A 19,373-nucleotide genomic window follows, 5' to 3' on the forward strand; every position below is an offset into this window, starting at 1 on the left:
GTTGCGTGGCTGTGAAATCAGCAAAGTTGCGGTTTTTTTTAAAACGGAAAATGAATCAGCTCAACGTCATCCGCCGTGACTTTCACCATCGAACCTTCCGTATGCCAGGCACCGAGTACCACGCGAAAAGCAGGTTGCTGGTTGGCGATAAGTTCATGTACCGCCGGGCGATGGGTATGTCCGTGGATCAGCCATTGCACCTGATGTTTTTCCATCGCACTGACTACCGCGTTTTGGTTAACGTCCATGATCGCCAGCGATTTACTGCTGTTGGCTTCTTTACTGTTCGCTCGCATTCGCGCGGCAATGCGTTTGCGCACAAACAACGGCAGGGCGAGGAATAGCATTTGCAGCCAGGGTTTGTGGACTTTGGCGCGAAAAGCCTGATAACCCGCGTCATCGGTGCACAGCGTGTCGCCATGCATAATCAACACCCGGCGGCCATAAAGTTCGAGCACCTTTTCTTCCGGCAATAACGTCATGCCACTTTCACGGGCAAAGCGTTTGCCGAGCAGAAAATCACGGTTGCCATGAATGAAATAACAGGGAACGCCAGAATCGGACACCGCTTTGATCGCTGCCGCCATCTGGCGATGGAGTGGATTGGGCTCGTCGTCGCCAATCCACGCTTCAAACAGATCGCCAAGAATATACAGCGCGTCGGCCTTGCGAGCTTCCCCCGCTAAAAAACGCAGAAAACCGGCGGTGATCGCCGGTTCTTCCACGCAGAGATGAAGATCTGCAATAAAGAGTGTCGCCACGATTACTCGCTAACGGTCACGCTTTCAATGATAACGTCTTCTTTTGGCACGTCCTGGTGCATACCGCTACGACCGGTTGCAACACCTTTGATTTTGTCTACCACGTCCATGCCTTCAACCACTTCAGCAAACACGCAGTAGCCCCAACCTTGCAGGCTTTCGCCAGAGAAGTTCAGGAAGTCGTTATCAACCACGTTGATGAAGAACTGTGCAGTTGCAGAGTGCGGAGCCTGAGTACGGGCCATTGCCAGCGTACCACGGGTATTTTTCAGACCGTTGTTGGCTTCGTTTTTGATCGGTTCTTTGGTGGCTTTTTGTTTCATGCCCGGTTCAAAACCGCCGCCCTGAATCATAAAGCCGTTGATAACACGGTGGAAAATGGTGTTGTTGTAAAAACCTTCGCGGCAGTAGTCCAGGAAGTTTTTAACTGTTTCAGGTGCTTTATCGTCAAAAGTTTTGATGACAATATCGCCGTGATTGGTGTGGAAAGTAACCATTTTTGCATCCTGTTCCGTTTGATTGGTGCTTCAACCCAGTTCGGGTCATATATAGGGTGGTGTTATAGCATAACCGCACGATCGGATCATCACGCAATGTATGCTGATTCGCGCGGGAAATATGGGTATTATACGCAACTCAATTACCCACACATGTCTAAACGGAATCTTCGATGCTAAAAATCTTCAATACTCTGACACGCCAAAAAGAGGAATTTAAGCCTATTCACGCCGGGGAAGTCGGCATGTATGTGTGTGGAATCACCGTTTACGATCTCTGTCATATCGGTCACGGGCGTACCTTTGTTGCTTTTGACGTGGTTGCGCGCTATCTGCGTTTCCTCGGCTATAAACTGAAGTATGTGCGCAACATTACCGATATCGACGACAAAATCATCAAACGTGCCAATGAAAATGGCGAAAGCTTTGTGGCGCTGGTGGATCGCATGATCGCCGAAATGCACAAAGATTTTGATGCTTTGAACATTCTGCGCCCGGATATGGAGCCGCGCGCGACGCACCATATCGCAGAAATTATTGAACTCACTGAACAACTGATCGCCAAAGGTCACGCTTATGCGGCGGACAACGGCGACGTGATGTTCGACGTCCCGACCGATCCGACTTATGGTGTGCTGTCGCGTCAGGATCTCGACCAGCTGCAGGCAGGCGCGCGCGTTGACGTGGTCGACGACAAACGCAACCCGATGGACTTCGTTCTGTGGAAGATGTCGAAAGAGGGCGAACCGAGCTGGCCGTCTCCGTGGGGCGCGGGCCGTCCAGGCTGGCACATTGAATGTTCGGCAATGAACTGCAAGCAGCTGGGTAACCACTTTGATATCCACGGCGGCGGTTCTGACCTGATGTTCCCGCACCACGAGAATGAAATCGCGCAGTCCACCTGTGCCCATGATGGTCAGTATGTTAACTACTGGATGCACTCCGGAATGGTGATGGTTGACCGCGAGAAGATGTCCAAATCGCTGGGTAACTTCTTTACCGTGCGCGATGTGCTGAAATACTACGATGCTGAAACCGTGCGTTACTTCCTGATGTCGGGCCACTATCGCAGCCAGCTGAACTACAGCGAAGAGAACCTGAAGCAGGCGCGTGCGGCGCTGGAGCGTCTCTACACTGCCCTGCGCGGCACAGAAAAAACCGTTGCTCCTGCCGGTGGCGAAGCGTTTGAAGCGCGCTTTATTGAAGCGATGGACGACGATTTCAACACCCCGGAAGCCTATTCCGTACTGTTTGATATGGCGCGTGAAGTAAACCGTCTGAAAGCAGAAGATATGGCAGCGGCGAATGCAATGGCATCTCACCTGCGTAAACTTTCCGCTGTATTAGGCCTGCTGGAGCAAGAACCGGAAGCGTTCCTGCAAAGCGGCGCGCAGGCAGACGACAGCGAAGTGGCTGAGATTGAAGCGTTAATTCAACAGCGTCTGGATGCCCGTAAAGCGAAAGACTGGGCGGCGGCAGATGCGGCGCGTGACCGTCTTAACGAGATGGGGATCGTTCTGGAAGATGGCCCGCAAGGGACCACCTGGCGTCGTAAGTAATTGCGCTATTGCCGGATGCGAGTTTTCGCATCCGGTTATCGTCTGCGCCACCACAACATTCCCATCAGTAGCATCCCCGGCAACCACACCCACATCAATTCAGAAATAATCACCTGATGCCCGTACGGCGTGGTGTAACAAGACAATGCAAACGGCGCGACTTTAATCACCTGCCAGGGAGCGAAAAAGCGTTCATCTGACCACGGCCACAGCCAGCCAACACCCTTACCGCCAGTGGTTACCGAATCCAGCATGCTGTGCGATAGCAACGAGACGGTTAAAAACAGCCAGCAGCGAATCAGCCCAGCCCTGAACCATCGGCGTCCAATCAGCACACATAACAGCGGGACAACAAACGCAAACACCAGCGAATGGGTAAACCCGCGATGACCAAAAACATTGCCGTAAGCAACGCCAAATTTAAACGACAATACGTCGGCGTCGGGCAGCATCGCCAGGATGATTCCGGCAAATAACAGACGCGGAGGGATGACTTTCGAACTCAACCCTAAACCAATGCATAGGGGAACGGCGGCGTGCGTAATAACGGTTGGCATGATGGTCGCTTCGGCAAAATGTCGATGCTATCAGCATGGATGAACGGGGCGTAGAGGGCAAAAGTCTGAAAAGAGAACCGGCCTGTTGATACAGGCCGGGAAAGGGATCAGGCAACAACCTGTACGCTGTGACCTGCAAAACTCACTGTCTGACCGGCGACGATTTTGCAGCGTTTGCGCGTTTCAACCGCGCCGTCGGCTTTCACCTGGCCTTCGGCAATCGCGATTTTCGCCTGCGCGCCGCTTTCGCTCCAGCCTTCCAGTTTCAGCAAGTCGCACAGCTCAACGTGCGGATGTTTACCTAAAGAAAATGTCGCCATGTTACTCACCCTGTGGATCATGATATTCAACGCACGCCTGTAGCGTGTTTTCAATCAGCGTGGCAACCGTCATCGGGCCAACGCCGCCCGGAACAGGCGTAATGTATGAGGCGCGTTTAGCCGCGTCTTCAAACACGACGTCGCCCACAACTTTGCCATTTTCCAGACGGTTGATGCCGACATCAATCACAATTGCGCCTTCTTTGATCCAGTCACCAGGAATAAAGCCCGGCTTGCCGACGGCAACGATCAGTAGATCGGCATTTTCTACGTGGTGACGCAGATTTTTAGTGAAGCGGTGAGTCACGGTAGTGGTGCAACCTGCGAGCAACAGTTCCATGCTCATTGGACGACCGACGATATTCGATGCGCCAATCACCACGGCGTTGAGGCCGAAGGTATCAATGTTGTAACGCTCAAGCAGCGTGACGATGCCGCGAGGGGTGCAGGGGCGCAGACGCGGCGCGCGCTGGCACAGGCGACCGACGTTATAAGGATGGAAACCGTCTACGTCTTTGTCCGGGTGAATACGTTCCAGCACTTTGACGTTATCAATACCCGCCGGTAACGGCAGTTGAACCAGAATGCCATCGATGGTGTTGTCGGCATTCAGCGCATCGATAAGCTCCAACAGCTCCGCTTCGCTGGTGGTTTCCGGGAGGTCATAAGAGCGGGAGACGAACCCGACTTCTTCACAAGCCTTGCGTTTGCTTGCGACATAAATTTGCGATGCAGGGTTACTACCCACCAGCACAACGGCCAGTCCTGGTGCCCGCAGTCCGGCTGCAATACGCGCCTGAACTTTTTGAGCAACTTCAGAGCGCACCTGCTGCGCAATCGTTTTACCGTCAATAATCTTTGCTGCCATCAGAGAGAGGATTCCATCTGTTACGTAGGTCGAAGGGGATGCGCCTATTTTGTCAGAAGCGGGGCGCGCTGTCAGGTTTCGTTTCAGATTTATCGCGTGAAGCGACCTCTTGCGAAGGTGGGGCGCACCGTCGCTGAGATTGAAAGCTTCATTTTTCGTCCATGATGGCGTTGTAAATCTGGAACTGACTTATTTCCTTGTCTAAGGAGGTGATGCTGCCAACTTACTGATTTAGTGTATGATGGTGTTTTTGAGGTGCTCCAGTGGCTTCTGTTTCTATCAGCTGTCCCTCCTGTTCAGCTACTGACGGGGTGGTGCGTAACGGCAAAAGCACTGCCGGACATCAGCGCTATCTCTGCTCTCACTGCCGTAAAACATGGCAACTGCAGTTCACTTACACCGCTTCTCAACCCGGTACGCACCAGAAAATCATTGATATGGCCATGAATGGCGTTGGATGCCGGGCAACTGCACGCATTATGGGCGTTGGCCTCAACACGATTTTACGTCACTTAAAAAACTCAGGCCGCAGTCGGTAACCTCGCGCATACAGCCGGGCAGTGACGTCATCGTCTGCGCGGAAATGGACGAACAGTGGGGCTATGTCGGGGCTAAATCGCGCCAGCGCTGGCTGTTTTACGCGTATGACAGTCTCCGGAAGACGGTTGTTGCGCACGTATTCGGTGAACGCACTATGGCGACGCTGGGGCGTCTTATGAGCCTGCTGTCACCCTTTGACGTGGTGATATGGATGACGGATGGCTGGCCGCTGTATGAATCCCGCCTGAAGGGAAAGCTGCACGTAATCAGCAAGCGATATACGCAGCGAATTGAGCGGCATAACCTGAATCTGAGGCAGCACCTGGCACGGCTGGGACGGAAGTCGCTGTCGTTCTCAAAATCGGTGGAGCTGCATGACAAAGTCATCGGGCATTATCTGAACATAAAACACTATCAATAAGTTGGAGTCATTACCGGCAATCTAAAACCTTAAGAGAACAACATCAATACAAAAGTTGGAATATTTTTCCAAAACTAGATTTAGTCCACAAATTGAACAGGGTTATCATGTAAAAATACTGATAAATCAGAGGATAAGAAAATCACGCAACTTGCGGATTTAAAAGGGGATACCTGAAGATGTTCGATCCAGAAACCTTGCGGACTTTCATTGCGGTTGCTGAAACAGGAAGTTTTTCAAAAGCGGCAGAACGATTATGTAAAACCACGGCGACGATCAGTTATCGCATTAAACTTCTGGAAGAGAATACCGGAGTGGCGCTGTTTTTCCGCACGACTCGCAGCGTGACGTTGACAGCGGCTGGCGAGCATCTACTTTCCCAGGCCAGAGACTGGCTGAGCTGGCTGGAAAGTATGCCCAGCGAGCTGCAACAGGTGAATGATGGCGTGGAACGCTAGGTGAATATTGTCATCAACAACCTGCTCTATAACCCCCAGGCCGTCGCCCAGTTGCTGGCGTGGCTGAATGAGCGTTACCCCTTTACCCAGTTTCACATCTCCCGACAAATCTATATGGGCGTCTGGGACTCGCTATTGTACGAAGGTTTTTCGCTGGCTATCGGGGTCACGGGAACTGAGGCGCTGGCAAATACCTTTAGTCTTGATCCCTTAGGATCGGTGCAATGGCGCTTTGTCATGGCGGCGGATCATCCGCTGGCGAACGTTGAAGAGCCGCTAACAGAAGCGCAGTTGCGGCGCTTTCCGGCGGTCAATATTGAAGACAGCGCCCGAACCTTAACCAAACGCGTCGCCTGGCGATTGCCGGGGCAAAAAGAGATTATTGTTCCCGATATGGAAACGAAAATCGCCGCCCATCTGGCGGGTGTTGGCATTGGTTTTTTGCCAAAATCACTTTGCCAGTCAATGATCGATAATCAACAACTGGTCAGCCGGGTAATCCCAACGATGCGCCCTCCTTCGCCATTGAGTCTGGCATGGCGCAAATTTGGCAGCGGCAAAGCGGTAGAAGATATTGTGACCTTGTTTACCCAGCGCAGGCCGGAAATCAGCGGATTTTTAGAAATTTTCGGCAACCCACGCAGTTAAAAATCAAGTTTCCTTGCGCGTTGGCGCGTAAAATAGCGCGCAAGCTGATTTGAGGTTCACTTTTAACTATGCAAGAGAGACACACGGAACAGGACTATCGTGCCCTGCTGATTGCTGATACGCCCATTATTGATGTTCGCGCCCCTATCGAGTTTGAGCAAGGCGCAATGCCCGCCGCTATCAACCTGCCGTTAATGAATAACGATGAACGCGCCGCCGTTGGCACTTGTTATAAACAGCAAGGCTCAGACGCGGCGCTGGCGCTGGGGCATAAACTGGTGGCGGGTGAAATTCGTCAGCAGCGCATGGACGCCTGGCGGGCAGCGTGCCTGCAAAATCCGCAAGGTATTCTCTGCTGCGCCCGTGGCGGTCAGCGCTCACATATTGTGCAAAGCTGGTTGTATGCAGCGGGGATTGATTATCCGCTGGTGGAAGGCGGTTATAAGGCACTGCGCCAAGCCGCGATTCAGGCGACTATTGAACTGGCACAAAAACCGATAGTGCTGATTGGCGGTTGTACCGGCAGCGGTAAAACGCTGTTAGTGCAGCAACAGCCGAACGGTGTTGATCTGGAAGGGTTAGCGCGTCATCGCGGTTCGGCGTTTGGTCGCACCTTACAACCACAACTTAGCCAGGCGAGTTTTGAAAACCTGCTGGCTGCCGAAATGCTAAAAACCGACGCCCGTCAGGATTTGCGCCTGTGGGTGCTGGAAGACGAAAGCCGGATGATCGGTTCGAATCACCTGCCGGAATGCCTGCGCGAGCGAATGACTCAGGCGGCGATTGCGGTGGTAGAAGATCCGTTTGAGATCCGTCTTGAGCGCCTGAACGAAGAGTATTTCTTGCGTATGCATCATGATTTTACCCACGCGTACGGCGACGAACAGGGCTGGCAGGAATATTGCGAATACCTGCATCACGGACTTTCGGCTATTAAGCGTCGGCTGGGGTTACAGCGCTATAACGAACTCGCTGCCCAGCTGGATACGGCGCTGACAACGCAACTCACCACCGACAGCACCGACGGTCATCTGGCCTGGCTGGTGCCGTTACTTAAAGAATATTACGACCCGATGTATCGCTATCAGCTTGAGAAAAAAGCGGAAAAAGTTGTCTTTCGCGGTGAGTGGGCGGAAGTGGCGGAATGGGTTAAGACGCAGTGATGGGCGGTATTCTGAAACGGCGATTGTCGTGAGAACAGAATGGTTGCACCAGAATACAGATATAAAAAACCGACATGACAGTTGGTTTCATATTTATTGCCAAAATGCACACTGTTCATGCCAGATGCGGCGTAAACGCCTTATCCGGCCTACACAATCTTGCAAAATCAATATATTGCACGCTCTTCGTAGGCCTGATAAGCGTAGCGCATCAGGCAATCTAACACCTGTCATCACCCCGCAAACTGCCTGAACAGCGCCTTACCCTTAACCAGTCGCGCACCCAGCCAGCCGCCGAAAAGCGACAGCAGCAGTGCACCGCTGCACGGCAGAACAATCCACAATCGCCAGTCTGGCTCCCACGGGAAATCAAACACTTTCGCCTGCAACACTGCCAGCGCCGTTTCCGCACCAATTGCGGCTACCAGGCCAGAAACAAACCCAAGCATGGCGAACTCACACCACAACGTGGTACGCAGCAGTTTTTTCCCCGCACCGAGTGTGCGCCACACCACCAGCTCCTGATGACGCTGACGCATTCCCACCTGCACCTGTGCCAGCAACAGCAACATACCGCAGGCGGTGACCAGCACCACCATCACCTCCAGCGCCCGACTTACCTGCTCCAGCACCTGACCGACCTGTTTTAAAATCGCGCCAATATCTAACAGGCTAATGGTCGGGAACTGGCGGTTGAGTTGCGTCAACATGCCGTTGCCATTCTCCCAGCGGAAACTGGTAAGCCAGCTCTGCGGTTGCCCGTCTAATGCCCCTTCCGGGAAAATAAAATAGAAATTAGGCCGCAGACTTTCCCAGTCCACTTTGCGCAGGCTGGTCACTTTAGCGCGGAACTCCTGGGTATCGCCCATAAAAGTCACGGTATCACCGAGGGCAACGTTTAAGCGTTTCGCCAGCCCCTCTTCCATCGACACTTCATCGGCTTTTGGCGGCCAGTTACCGGCGACAATCGGATTATGATCGGGCCGCGTATTTTGCCAGGTAAGATTGAGTTCGCGATTAAGCGCCTCATCTTCATTACCTTCTGTCGGCTTATCGTTAATCGCCGTCAGCCGCGCCCGCACTACCGGATAAAATGATTCCGGGACTATATGATGTTCCGCGAGGAACGCTTTTAGCGGTGCTACCTGTTCTGTGGCGATGTTAATTAAAAAGTAGTTCGGGCTTTCTGGCGGTAGCTGCTGCTGCCAGCGGTCGAGCAGATCGCCACGCAATACCAGCAACAGCGCCAGCAGCATAAAGGAGAGCGAAAATGCCGAAAGCTGGCTTAACGTTGACCACGGCTGACGTAACAGGCGGCTAACCGCCAGGCGCAGAGGTAGCGATTTCAGCGTCATGCGGCGAAGTACATTCAGCTGCATCCAGCCCAGCACACCGCACAGCAAAGCCAGTACTACCGCGCCCGCCAGCACCGCCCAAAGCAGCATGCTGCCACCCATTAATCCGGCGAGCAGCAGCACAACCACCACACTGACAATCGGCAGATAAAACTTCAGCGGCCAGACGTTCGCTACCACATCATTACGTAATACGCGTAAAGGCTGCGTTGCCAGCAACAAGCGGTATGGTCGTAGCCCCACCAGCAGCGAGATGACCGTCATGGTGCCAAGCGCCCACAGCCACGGCCAGAGGCTGGCTGGCGGTAGTGCAGCAGGCAGAACGGGCTTGAGCAGCACCATCAACACGTTTTCGAACAACAGGCCTATGGCCCCACCGGTAACGGCTGAAAGCGTCAGCACCATCAACCACTGACCGACGATTAGCTTACGCAGTTGCGCTCGCCCTGCCCCCAGCGTTTTGAGGATCGCTACCAGATCGTAGCGACTGCGACAGTAATGATTCATCGCTACCGCCACCGCTGCCACTGCCAGCAGCAAGGTCAGAAGCGCCGAAAGCAGCAGGAACTGTTGCGAGCGTTCCATCGATCGCCCCAGCGCGCCTTCGTCCTGTTCCAGACCGTACCAGCGTTGTTCGGGTTTAAGCTGAGGTAACAACCATTTATCATAGCCGTCGAGCTGGTTCTCGTTGCCGCCGAATTTATAACGCCAGGTGACCCGACTCCCCGGCTGCACGGCTCCGGTTTTATCGACATCCGCCAGATTCATCATCAGACGCGGAGCCATCTGGAAGGGGTTAAAACCGGAATCCGGTTCCTGAATCACTTCTCCGGCAATCCGCAAGGTGGCATCGCCCACGTCAATGGTGTCGCCCGTTTTCAGGTTAAGCAGTGCCATCAGGCGTGGGGCCAGCAATACGCTGCCCGCCTGCGGTTTCAGGCCAGGGGGATTAGTTTGCAGATCGCCATACATCGGGTAGATATCATCCACCGCTTTGACGTTCGCCAGCTGCGGTGTGTCGCCTGCAAAGGTCATTGTGGCGAAAGTCAGCTGCTTGCCGACTTTCAGGCCGCGCTTTTGCGCTTCCTCCAGCCACGCTTGCGGCACTTCGCGTGAACTGCGCAACGCCCGATCGCCCGCCATAAACTCACGGCTTTGCTGGCTTAAGCCCTTCTCCATGCGATCGCTGATATTGCCCAGCGCCAGCACGCAGGCCACCGCCAGGCTTAGCGCCAGCCAGACAATTAATAGCGACGGCGAACGCCATTCGCGCCAGAACCAACGTGCAATCATGCTTCCTCCTGCAACTGCCCGTTCACCAGCCGTAAGCAGCGGTCGCAGCGTGCCGCCAGTTGCAGGTCGTGGGTCACCATAATCAACGTGGTGCCATGTTCACGGTTGAGGGAAAACAGCAGGTCGGCAATTTTATCGCCCGTCTGGCGGTCAAGGTTGCCGGTGGGTTCGTCGGCAAACAGCACATCAGGTCGACCATTAAAGGCTCGTGCCAGCGCCACTCGTTGCTGTTCACCGCCGGAAAGCTGTGCCGGAAGATGATCCAGACGTTTACCCAGCCCTAACTGTTCGAGCAACGCTTTCGCCCCGTTACGACTTTCCGCGCTACTCTCACCGCGCAGCAGAGCCGGAAGCTCGACGTTTTCCAGCGCGTTAAGGGTAGGAATTAACATAAATGACTGAAAAACAAAGCCGACGTGCTTCGCGCGCAACTTTGCCCGCGCTTCTTCGTCCATATTATGTAGCGGTTGTCCCACCAGACTCACTTCGCCACTGCTGCCGTCATCAAGCCCGGCGAGGATCGCCAGCAAGGTTGACTTACCCGATCCCGACTCGCCCACCAGTGCGATGGTCTCGCCACGTTTGACAACCAGCTCAACTCCGGTGAGGATGGAGAGTTCATGCTCCCCCTGACCGACGGACTTCTTAAGATGATGAACTTCAACAATGTTTTCCGCTGGCATTTGCCCTTCCTGTTCCTGGCCCTGTTAACCTTCCGTGCCGCCGCAGCGGACACGTTATTGATTCTGGGTGATAGCCTGAGCGCCGGGTATCGAATGTCTGCCAGCGCGGCCTGGCCTGCCTTGTTGAATGATAAGTGGCAGAGTAAAACGTCGGTAGTTAATGCCAGCATCAGCGGCGACACCTCGCAACAAGGACTGGCGCGCCTTCCGGCTCTGCTGAAACAGCATCAGCCGCGTTGGGTGCTGGTTGAACTGGGCGGCAATGACGGTTTGCGTGGTTTTCAGCCACAGCAAACCGAGCAAACGCTGCGCCAGATTTTGCAGGATGTCAAAGCCGCCAACGCTGAACCATTGTTAATGCAAATACGTCTGCCTGCAAACTATGGTCGCCGTTATAATGAAGCCTTTAGCGCCATTTACCCCAAACTCGCCAAAGAGTTTGATGTTCCGCTGCTGCCCTTTTTTATGGAAGAGGTCTACCTCAAGCCACAATGGATGCAGGATGACGGTATTCATCCCAACCGCGACGCCCAGCCGTTTATTGCCGACTGGATGGCGAAGCAGTTGCAGCCTTTAGTAAATCATGACTCATAAAGCAACGGAGATCCTGACAGGTAAAGTTATGCAAAAATCGGTCTTAATTACCGGATGTTCCAGTGGAATTGGCCTGGAAAGCGCGCTCGAATTAAAACGCCAGGGTTTTCATGTGCTGGCAGGTTGCCGGAAACCGGATGATGTTGAGCGTATGAACAGCATGGGATTTACCGGCGTGTTGATCGATCTGGATTCGCCAGAAAGTGTTGATCGCGCAGCCGACGAAGTGATCGCCCTGACCGATAATTGTCTGTATGGGATCTTTAACAATGCCGGATTCGGCATGTATGGCCCCCTTTCCACCATCAGCCGCGCGCAGATGGAACAGCAGTTTTCCGCCAACTTTTTCGGCGCACACCAGCTCACCATGCGCCTGTTACCCGCGATGTTACCGCACGGTGAAGGGCGTATTGTGATGACATCATCGGTGATGGGATTAATCTCCACACCGGGTCGTGGCGCTTACGCGGCCAGTAAATATGCGCTGGAGGCATGGTCAGACGCGCTGCGCATGGAGCTACGCCACAGCGGAATTAAAGTCAGCCTGATCGAACCCGGTCCCATTCGTACTCGCTTCACCGACAACGTCAACCAGACGCAAAGTGATAAACCAGTCGAAAATCCCGGCATCGCCGCCCGCTTTACGTTGGGACCGGAAGCGGTGGTGGACAAAGTACGCCATGCTTTTATTAGCGAGAAGCCGAAGATGCGCTATCCGGTAACGCTGGTGACTTGGGCAGTAATGGTGCTTAAGCGCCTGCTGCCGGGGCGCGTGATGGACAAAATATTGCAGGGGTGAGTTGAAGCGCGCGCTTAAGCCCCCATGTCAAAGAAAATATCGACAACAGAGAGCGACTCCATGTCCGTAGAAAATATTGTCAACATTAACGAATCTAACCTGCAACAGGTTCTTGAACAGTCGATGACCACTCCGGTGCTGTTCTATTTTTGGTCTGAACGTAGCCAGCACTGTTTGCAGTTAACCCCAATTCTGGAAAGCCTTGCGGCGCAGTACAACGGGCAATTTATTCTGGCGAAGCTGGACTGCGATGCGGAGCAGATGATTGCCGCCCAGTTTGGTCTGCGCGCGATTCCGACGGTGTATCTGTTCCAGAACGGGCAACCGGTAGATGGCTTCCAGGGGCCGCAACCGGAAGAGGCGATCCGCGCCCTGCTGGATAAAGTGCTGCCGCGCGAAGAAGAGCTGAAAGCGCAGCAGGCGATGCAACTGATGCAGGAAGGCAATTTCACCGATGCCCTGCCATTGCTGAAAGACGCCTGGCAGTTGTCGAATCAGAACGGGGAGATCGGCCTGCTGTTGGCAGAAACGCTGATTGCGCTGAACCGTTCTGAAGATGCAGAAGCGGTGCTGAAAACCATTCCGTTACAGGATCAGGACACCCGCTACCAGGGGATGGTGGCGCAAATCGAACTGCTGAAGCAGGCGGCTGATACGCCGGAAATTCAACAGTTGCAACAGCAGGTGGCGGAGAATCCAGAAGATGCCGCACTGGCGACGCAACTGGCGCTGCAACTGCATCAGGTTGGGCGCAATGAAGAGGCGCTGGAGTTGCTGTTCGGGCATCTGCGTAAAGATCTCACCGCCGCAGACGGTCAGACGCGTAAAACGTTCCAGGAGATCCTCGCTGCGCTGGGTACGGGTGATGCACTGGCGTCGAAGTATCGCCGCCAGCTGTATGCATTGTTGTATTGATATTCCGTTGATCGGCACATGAACCACAACGCCGGATGCGATGCTGCGCATCCGGCATCGCATCATTTCTTCTTCAATTGCGTCACCACCAACTGGTGGCGCGAATTATAAAACTTACGATAGGTTAAATAGCAGGCAATAATGGTCGACAAGCTGGCGGTTGAGAGCAGCATAAAGGTCACCATAATCTGATATTTAATCGCCTTCACCGGATCAATCCCGGCAAATATCAGCCCGGACATCATTCCTGGTAAACTCACTAAGCCAACCGTTTTTGCTGAATCGACCGTCGGAATTAAAGCCGCGCGAATACTGTCGCGAATCAATATCGCTGAAGCCTGCTTCGGCGTCGCACCAAGACTCAGTTTCTCCTGAATCTGTTGCTGTTCGCTAATGACCCGTTGCCCTAAATTGTTGTAACACAACCCCACCGCTACCATGGCGTTACCGGCAATCATCCCGGCGATAGGGATCACCTGCATCGGGATAAATTCAATCGACCCTGAGAGAATCAGCACCGCCAGGGTAATTCCCGCCCCGACCGTAATGGCAATAAACGATGAGATAAAAGCTTTAGCAATATATTTACTGCGTTTTTGCGCGTTCCACGCCGCATTAAAGCAGATAAATAACACCATCAATAATGTCAGGCTGGCATCATCCACGCTGAAAATATACTTCAGCACATAGCCGACAATAATCAGCTGAATTATCGCTCGTCCGACGCTCCAGAGAATATCTTTCTCCAGCGCCAGTTTTTCTTTATGGCTAATTAAGATTGCCACCACCACCAGCATTAATGCCAGTGCTAATGATTCGTTAGTAATATTATGCGAGTTCATAGCGTGCTTCCTGCATTTCTCCGGCATGCGGTTGCAGTGTAATCACTTTATCCGCATGATTAATTTCGTCTTTATCGTGTGTCACCCACAGCACGGCAATATTTTGCTCGCGCACATAACGATGGATCATCTCATTAACGTTATGTTTATTACTTTCATCCAGCGCACTGGTGATTTCATCCAGCAATAAAACCTTCGGCATAAATTGCAGGTTACGAATCAGTGAGATGCGTTGTTTTTCACCACCAGATAGCTCGGCGATATTTTTCGTCAAAATGCTGTCCGGCAAGGCGAAGCGTTCGAGAAAATCGAGAAAAATGGCTGGGTCAGGCTGCCGGTTACGGATCTGCCAGGGAAAGATCAGATTATCGTATACCGTATCGCCAAACAGCGTCGGTGTCTGGGCGCAGTAAGAGACTTGTTGGCGGTAGATTTCTGGCTTTAGTGTGCTGACATCCTCACCTTCAAACAGTAACGTTCCGCTGGTTGGGCTGATCAATGAAGCAACTATTTTTAGCAGCGTACTTTTGCCACAACCAGAAGGACCGGTAATTAACTTAAATTCGCCAGCACGCAGCGAAAAATTGATGTTATTAAGAATCTTCGCATCACCCGCCAGATATCCTACGTTTTGTAGCTGAAGCAAAGGACTATTTTCCTGCATCGCTGTTCCCTTTTTCTGATTTTTACTAAAAACAGTTTATCCTTCGCAGGAATAAGGGGGAACTCTCTTTCAGTAATCAGGTATAATTTGTTTAATCAAGCAGCAATTTTGCTGATTATGGACGGTACAACAGGAGGTTTTTCCGATGCTTATCTTTATCCCGATTCTCATTTTTGTCGCGCTGGTCATTGTCGGCGCGGGCGTCAAAATCGTGCCGCAGGGCTATCAATGGACGGTAGAACGTTTTGGTCGCTATACCAAAACGTTACAGCCGGGGCTCAGTCTGGTGGTGCCGTTTATGGATCGCATTGGTCGCAAGATCAATATGATGGAGCAAGTGCTCGATATCCCTTCCCAGGAAGTTATCTCGAAAGATAACGCCAACGTTACCATCGACGCAGTCTGTTTTATTCAGGTGATTGACGCGCCGCGCGCGGCTTATGAAGTCAGCAATCTGGAGCTGGCGATCATCAACCTGACCATGACTAACATCCGTACCGTGTTGGGTTCAATGGAACTTGACGAAATGCTCTCTCAGCGCGACAGCATCAACTCACGCCTGCTGCGTATTGTCGATGAAGCCACCAACCCGTGGGGGATTAAAGTCACCCGTATTGAAATTCGCGACGTGCGCCCACCGGCAGAGCTTATCTCTTCAATGAACGCGCAGATGAAAGCGGAACGTACCAAACGCGCTTACATTCTTGAAGCGGAAGGGATCCGTCAGGCGGAAATCCTCAAAGCCGAAGGTGAAAAACAGTCGCAAATCCTGAAAGCGGAAGGCGAACGTCAGTCGGCGTTTTTACAGGCTGAAGCGCGTGAACGTTCCGCCGAAGCAGAAGCCCGCGCCACCAAAATGGTGTCTGAAGCTATCGCCTCCGGTGATATTCAGGCGGTGAACTACTTCGTAGCGCAGAAATACACCGAAGCGTTACAGCAGATCGGTACCTCCAGTAACAGCAAAGTAGTGATGATGCCATTAGAGGCCAGCAGCCTGATGGGGTCGATTGCCGGGATTGCCGAGCTGGTGAAAGACAGCGCCAACAAACGGACTCAGCCATGATGGAGTTAATGGTCGTTCATCCACATATTTTCTGGCTCAGTCTCGGCGGTTTGCTGCTGGCAGCCGAGATGCTGGGCGGAAATGGTTATTTGTTGTGGAGCGGCGTGGCAGCGGTGATTACCGGCCTGGTGGTCTGGCTGGTGCCGCTGGGTTGGGAGTGGCAAGGGGTAATGTTTGCCATCCTGACGCTGCTCGCCGCCTGGCTGTGGTGGAAATGGTTGTCGCGGCGGGTGCGCGAACAAAAGCACAGCGATAGTCATTTAAACCAGCGCGGGCAGCAGCTGATTGGCCGACGTTTTGTGCTGGAATCTCCGCTGGTCAACGGGCGCGGTCATATGCGCGTCGGTGACAGTTCATGGCCTGTCAGCGCCAGCGAGGATCTCGGTGCAGGTACGCATGTTGAAGTCATTGCGATAGAAGGGATAACCCTACATATCCGAGCCGTCTCGTCTTAATCACCCTGCCCGATGATGACAGCAGCCGGAGAGATTTTCGATAATCGGGCAGTCGGCGCTGTCATCGCCAGGGCAGGCATTCGCCAGTGCCAGCAGCTGGTCGCGCATGGATTGCAGCTCCTCAATGTGTCGTTCGATCTCCGCCACCTTCTCCAGCGTGCGCCGTTTGACGTCGGCGCTGTGCCGCTGCGGGTCGTTAAACAGATTCACCAGCTCGCCGCTCTCTTCCAGGTTAAAGCCCACCTGCCGTGCCTGGCGCAGTAAGGTCAGTTCGTTGAGATGCTGCTGCGTGTAGGTGCGATAACCGTTTTCGCTGCGCATCGGCGGCGTCACCAGCCCCTTCTCTTCATAGAAGCGAATGGCTTTGCTGGTCAGGCCGGTAATTTTTGCTACATCGCTGATGTTCATCGTTCGCGCAACGCCTCCTGTGCTTTGTTAAAGGGTTTCAACAGATATTCAAGCACGTTTTTTTGCCAGTGCGAATATCGACCGCCACCACAATAATACAGGAAGTACTGCGCACAGAGAGATGTTATACGGTTTTATTGCGCTTCATGACCATTGCCACAATAAGGCTGAGTAAGAGTGAGCCAATAATCCATATCAACGCACGGCTACCCTGGGACCACAGACTGTAGATAAAGCCAACGATCACCAACAACATCACCAACGTACCAACGATAAGAATCGGCAACGAGGCGTGAATATCATGACGCAGGCGGATCGCCACCACAAACACCGCCAGGTAGCAAATCAAAAAGGTGGCGCTGGCAACACTGGCGAGTGAGCCTAAATTTAGCGCCGCCGTCATCAGCATAATCAACACCACGACAATAATGTTGCCCCAGGTACTCTGCCGCCACAGGGATTTATTCATTAGCTTCGGCAGTTCGCGTTCGCTGCCCATGTTGTCCATGATGTTAAACACGGCGAACAGGTTCGCGTTAATGGCTGAAGCCGTCGCCAGTAAAGCGCCGATGACGACGATCACATAACCCACATGCCCGAGCAGCGGAGAAGCAGCCTGCGCTACGGCGGTATCAGCATATTTTTCTAACTCTAATGCCGATACATCGCTAAGCAAAACCAGCGCCAGCGAGATATAAAGCAACGTGGTAACGCCAATCGCCACCAGAAACGCCCGTGGCATAATGACCTGCGGATCTTTCACTTTATCCGCCGCGTTCGCCATCATGCCAAAGCCCGCATAGGCAAGGAAGGTTATCCCAATACAGGAGAAGAACGCACCGGAGCTGGGGGGCGCAGAGACGGAAATATGCGCCGGTTGCAGCGACCAGACACCGGCAATAATCAGCAATAACAGGATCATCATTTTAATGCCGACGAGGATCACTTCCAGCCGCCCTACCGCATGGTTGCTTAAGGAGTTGAAAAGCGTCATCACCGCAATGATCCCCAACGCGTAGAGCAAAATAAGGTGCTCCTCCTGGCTGCCTTCATGCAAAAACTGCACGGCATAAGCGCCAAAAGCACGGGCAACCATGGCGATGCTCACCGCCAGCGTCAACAGGTACAGCAACGAGAGCGCTAGCGAAAAGACGCCGTTGCCTAATCCGCGACGAAAAAAGTCGATAATACCGCCATTGCTGGGATAGCTCGCCCCCAGACGCGCATAGGCATAACCGGAAAACATCGCCACAATACCGCCAAAAGCAAAGGCGACCCAGGTCGAGGCTTCCATTAGCAACGCAGCCTGCCCCAGCAGCGCGAAGATCCCCGCCCCCACCATTGCCCCAATACCGATGGAAACGACGTTCCATAGACCGAGGGGTTTGTTACCGTTATTACCTTCCGTGTTCATCATGATCAGCCCTTAAACACGTTATAGCCGAGTTGCTTAGCGACCGATGCCACCATTTTTTGACCGCGAACACTGTTGCCTTCTTCGTCCAGCGGTGGTGAGAACGCGGCAATTCCCATCACGCCAGGGACGACCGCCAGAATACCGCCACCTACACCGCTTTTGCCCGGTAAACCAACGCGATACGCCCAGTCACCGGAGCGACCATACAGCCCTTCCATCATCATTTCGGCCAGAATGTACGGCACGTTGTCGGCCTGAAGAACGCGTTTATGCGTCAACGGATTCACACCACCCGCCGCCAGCGTCGCGCCAAGCGTTGCCAGTTCAACAGTATTGATGAGCGTAGAGCACTGACGGGTGTACACGTCACAGGCTTCCATTGCATCACAATAGAGATATCCGGCGGAGTACAGCAGCCAGGCAATGGCCCGGTTATGGAAGTTGGTTGTTTGTTCCGACTGGTTGACTTCGTCAGAGAGCGCTACCTGCTCACCAGCCAGTTGCTGTTGGATATGTAAAATTCGCTGCCAGCGTTGTTCAACATTTTCAGCGTTAATCAGGCTGGTGGTGGCAATAGCGCCAGCATTTACCAGTGGCGACAGCGGTTTGCCGCCATGCAACTCTAAGGCGATAACTGAGTTAAAGGGCAATCCGGTCGGGTCAGCGCCAATTTTGTCCTGTACCGCCTGCGGGCCGACATCTTCTAACGCAAGGGCTAACGTACAGACTTTAGAGATGGATTCCAGTGCAAAGCGGTAATCACTGTCACCCGCACTATAGACGTTGCCATCGCAGGTCACGATAGCCACTGCCGCCAGTTGACCTGGTACATTCGCCAGAAAGGGAATGTAATCGGCATTTTGTCCGCCGTTAAGTGAGTGAAATTGGGTGTAAGCCTGATCCACTGCCTGCTGTAATTTGTTTGCATCTAACATCTTTTGTTAACTCCTTTTTATAGATGCGGGAGGTAATTCCTCACCCCGGTGCCGATTTTCAGGCATCCTGATTTAACTTAGCACCCGCAACTTAACTACAGGAAAACAAAGAAATAAATGTCTAATCCTGATGCAAATCGAGCCGATTTTTTAATCTT

The 19,373-nt window shown here is 53.1% G+C and carries 20 protein-coding genes and 2 pseudogenes; 9 read left to right on the plus strand and 13 right to left on the minus strand.

Annotation, left to right across the window (positions count from 1 at the left end):
• Positions 1-38: 38 nt before the first annotated feature.
• Positions 39-761 carry a UDP-2,3-diacylglucosamine diphosphatase gene (gene lpxH / locus C1P89_RS13130; protein WP_000212262.1) on the minus strand — a complete coding sequence of 241 codons (723 nt, stop codon included), beginning with the start codon at positions 759-761 and terminating at the stop codon, positions 39-41.
• Between the two features lie 2 nt (positions 762-763).
• A complete protein-coding gene (gene ppiB / locus C1P89_RS13135) occupies positions 764-1,258 on the minus strand; it encodes a peptidylprolyl isomerase B (protein WP_000256002.1) in 495 nt (164 codons plus the stop codon).
• Between the two features lie 173 nt (positions 1,259-1,431).
• On the opposite strand from ppiB, the gene cysS reads away from it, so the two are divergent.
• Positions 1,432-2,817 carry a cysteine--tRNA ligase gene (cysS, locus tag C1P89_RS13140; protein ID WP_000912336.1) on the plus strand — a complete coding sequence of 462 codons (1,386 nt, stop codon included), beginning with the start codon at positions 1,432-1,434 and terminating at the stop codon, positions 2,815-2,817.
• A gap of 35 nt (positions 2,818-2,852) precedes the next feature.
• Here cysS and C1P89_RS13145 read toward each other — a convergent pair whose 3' ends face one another.
• From C1P89_RS13145 to folD, 3 genes are all read right to left on the minus strand, one after another.
• Positions 2,853-3,374, minus strand: coding sequence for a metal-dependent hydrolase (locus C1P89_RS13145; protein ID WP_001143567.1), 522 nt, complete (start codon positions 3,372-3,374; stop codon positions 2,853-2,855).
• Between the two features lie 107 nt (positions 3,375-3,481).
• Positions 3,482-3,694: a ribosome-associated protein YbcJ gene (ybcJ, locus tag C1P89_RS13150; RefSeq protein WP_000190283.1), complete on the minus strand. Its 213-nt coding sequence runs from the start codon at positions 3,692-3,694 to the stop codon at positions 3,482-3,484.
• 1 nt (position 3,695) lies between these two features.
• Positions 3,696-4,562, minus strand: coding sequence for a bifunctional methylenetetrahydrofolate dehydrogenase/methenyltetrahydrofolate cyclohydrolase FolD (gene folD, locus C1P89_RS13155; RefSeq protein WP_000729155.1), 867 nt, complete (start codon positions 4,560-4,562; stop codon positions 3,696-3,698).
• Positions 4,563-4,825: 263 nt separating this feature from the next.
• On the opposite strand from folD, the gene C1P89_RS13160 reads away from it, so the two are divergent.
• The 3 genes and pseudogenes from C1P89_RS13160 to mnmH all read left to right on the plus strand — a co-directional run bounded on the left by C1P89_RS13160 (position 4,826) and on the right by mnmH (position 7,792).
• Positions 4,826-5,523 (plus strand): IS1-like element IS1A family transposase gene (locus C1P89_RS13160; protein ID WP_094096600.1). Its coding sequence is split into 2 segments (ribosomal slippage): positions 4,826-5,075 and positions 5,075-5,523, totalling 699 coding nucleotides; the frame shifts between segments, so codons are not numbered across the junction.
• Between the two features lie 179 nt (positions 5,524-5,702).
• Positions 5,703-6,629, plus strand: a pseudogene (gene allS / locus C1P89_RS13170) (HTH-type transcriptional activator AllS).
• 68 nt (positions 6,630-6,697) lie between these two features.
• On the plus strand, positions 6,698-7,792 hold the full coding sequence (gene mnmH / locus C1P89_RS13175) for a tRNA 2-selenouridine(34) synthase MnmH (RefSeq protein ID WP_001157995.1): 1,095 nt from the start codon (positions 6,698-6,700) through the stop codon (positions 7,790-7,792).
• A 233-nt stretch (positions 7,793-8,025) separates the two neighbouring features.
• On the opposite strand, the gene ybbP is transcribed toward mnmH, so the two are convergent.
• Both ybbP and ybbA read right to left on the minus strand, forming a co-directional pair.
• A complete protein-coding gene (gene ybbP / locus C1P89_RS13180) occupies positions 8,026-10,440 on the minus strand; it encodes a putative ABC transporter permease subunit YbbP (protein ID WP_000561835.1) in 2,415 nt (804 codons plus the stop codon).
• Positions 10,437-11,123 carry a putative ABC transporter ATP-binding protein YbbA gene (gene ybbA, locus C1P89_RS13185; RefSeq protein WP_001110573.1) on the minus strand — a complete coding sequence of 229 codons (687 nt, stop codon included), beginning with the start codon at positions 11,121-11,123 and terminating at the stop codon, positions 10,437-10,439. The genes ybbP and ybbA overlap by 4 nt, the downstream gene beginning before the upstream one ends.
• On the opposite strand from ybbA, the gene tesA reads away from it, so the two are divergent.
• The 3 genes from tesA to cnoX are packed head-to-tail and all read left to right on the plus strand — an operon-like array spanning position 11,094 to position 13,431.
• Positions 11,094-11,717, plus strand: coding sequence for a multifunctional acyl-CoA thioesterase I/protease I/lysophospholipase L1 (gene tesA, locus C1P89_RS13190; RefSeq protein WP_005141088.1), 624 nt, complete (start codon positions 11,094-11,096; stop codon positions 11,715-11,717). The genes ybbA and tesA overlap by 30 nt on opposite strands.
• On the plus strand, positions 11,707-12,516 hold the full coding sequence (ybbO, locus tag C1P89_RS13195) for an NADP(+)-dependent aldehyde reductase (RefSeq protein ID WP_000148959.1): 810 nt from the start codon (positions 11,707-11,709) through the stop codon (positions 12,514-12,516). The genes tesA and ybbO overlap by 11 nt, the downstream gene beginning before the upstream one ends.
• Positions 12,517-12,576: 60 nt before the next feature.
• Positions 12,577-13,431, plus strand: a complete 855-nt coding sequence (cnoX, locus tag C1P89_RS13200) for a chaperedoxin (protein ID WP_005141086.1) — start codon at positions 12,577-12,579, stop codon at positions 13,429-13,431.
• A gap of 62 nt (positions 13,432-13,493) precedes the next feature.
• On the opposite strand, the gene fetB is transcribed toward cnoX, so the two are convergent.
• Positions 13,494-14,273 (minus strand): iron efflux ABC transporter permease subunit FetB, encoded by a 780-nt coding sequence (gene fetB, locus C1P89_RS13205; protein WP_001295323.1) that lies wholly within the window; start codon positions 14,271-14,273, stop codon positions 13,494-13,496.
• Positions 14,260-14,937, minus strand: a complete 678-nt coding sequence (gene fetA / locus C1P89_RS13210) for an iron efflux ABC transporter ATP-binding subunit FetA (protein ID WP_001157540.1) — start codon at positions 14,935-14,937, stop codon at positions 14,260-14,262. The genes fetB and fetA overlap by 14 nt, the downstream gene beginning before the upstream one ends.
• A 145-nt stretch (positions 14,938-15,082) precedes the next feature.
• Here fetA and C1P89_RS13215 point away from each other — a divergent pair, with 145 nt between their 5' ends.
• Positions 15,083-16,000 (plus strand): SPFH domain-containing protein, encoded by a 918-nt coding sequence (locus C1P89_RS13215; RefSeq protein ID WP_000904504.1) that lies wholly within the window; start codon positions 15,083-15,085, stop codon positions 15,998-16,000.
• Positions 15,997-16,455 carry an NfeD family protein gene (locus C1P89_RS13220; protein ID WP_000970323.1) on the plus strand — a complete coding sequence of 153 codons (459 nt, stop codon included), beginning with the start codon at positions 15,997-15,999 and terminating at the stop codon, positions 16,453-16,455. The genes C1P89_RS13215 and C1P89_RS13220 overlap by 4 nt, the downstream gene beginning before the upstream one ends.
• On the opposite strand, the gene cueR is transcribed toward C1P89_RS13220, so the two are convergent.
• The 4 genes and pseudogenes from cueR to glsA form a co-directional block, all read right to left on the minus strand.
• Positions 16,456-16,863 (minus strand): Cu(I)-responsive transcriptional regulator, encoded by a 408-nt coding sequence (gene cueR / locus C1P89_RS13225; RefSeq protein ID WP_001026747.1) that lies wholly within the window; start codon positions 16,861-16,863, stop codon positions 16,456-16,458.
• A pseudogene (locus tag C1P89_RS25970) lies at positions 16,860-16,957 on the minus strand (hypothetical protein); the annotation flags it as partial. The gene cueR and the pseudogene C1P89_RS25970, both read right to left, overlap by 4 nt.
• A 30-nt stretch (positions 16,958-16,987) precedes the next feature.
• Positions 16,988-18,280, minus strand: coding sequence for an APC family permease (locus C1P89_RS13230; RefSeq protein ID WP_000982172.1), 1,293 nt, complete (start codon positions 18,278-18,280; stop codon positions 16,988-16,990).
• A gap of 2 nt (positions 18,281-18,282) precedes the next feature.
• Entirely contained in the window at positions 18,283-19,215 is a 933-nt protein-coding gene (glsA, locus tag C1P89_RS13235; RefSeq protein WP_000883033.1) for a glutaminase A, read from the minus strand.
• Positions 19,216-19,373: the final 158 nt, after the last annotated feature.

The organism is Shigella sonnei, from assembly GCF_002950395.1.
Lineage (GTDB): Bacteria > Pseudomonadota > Gammaproteobacteria > Enterobacterales > Enterobacteriaceae > ECMA0423.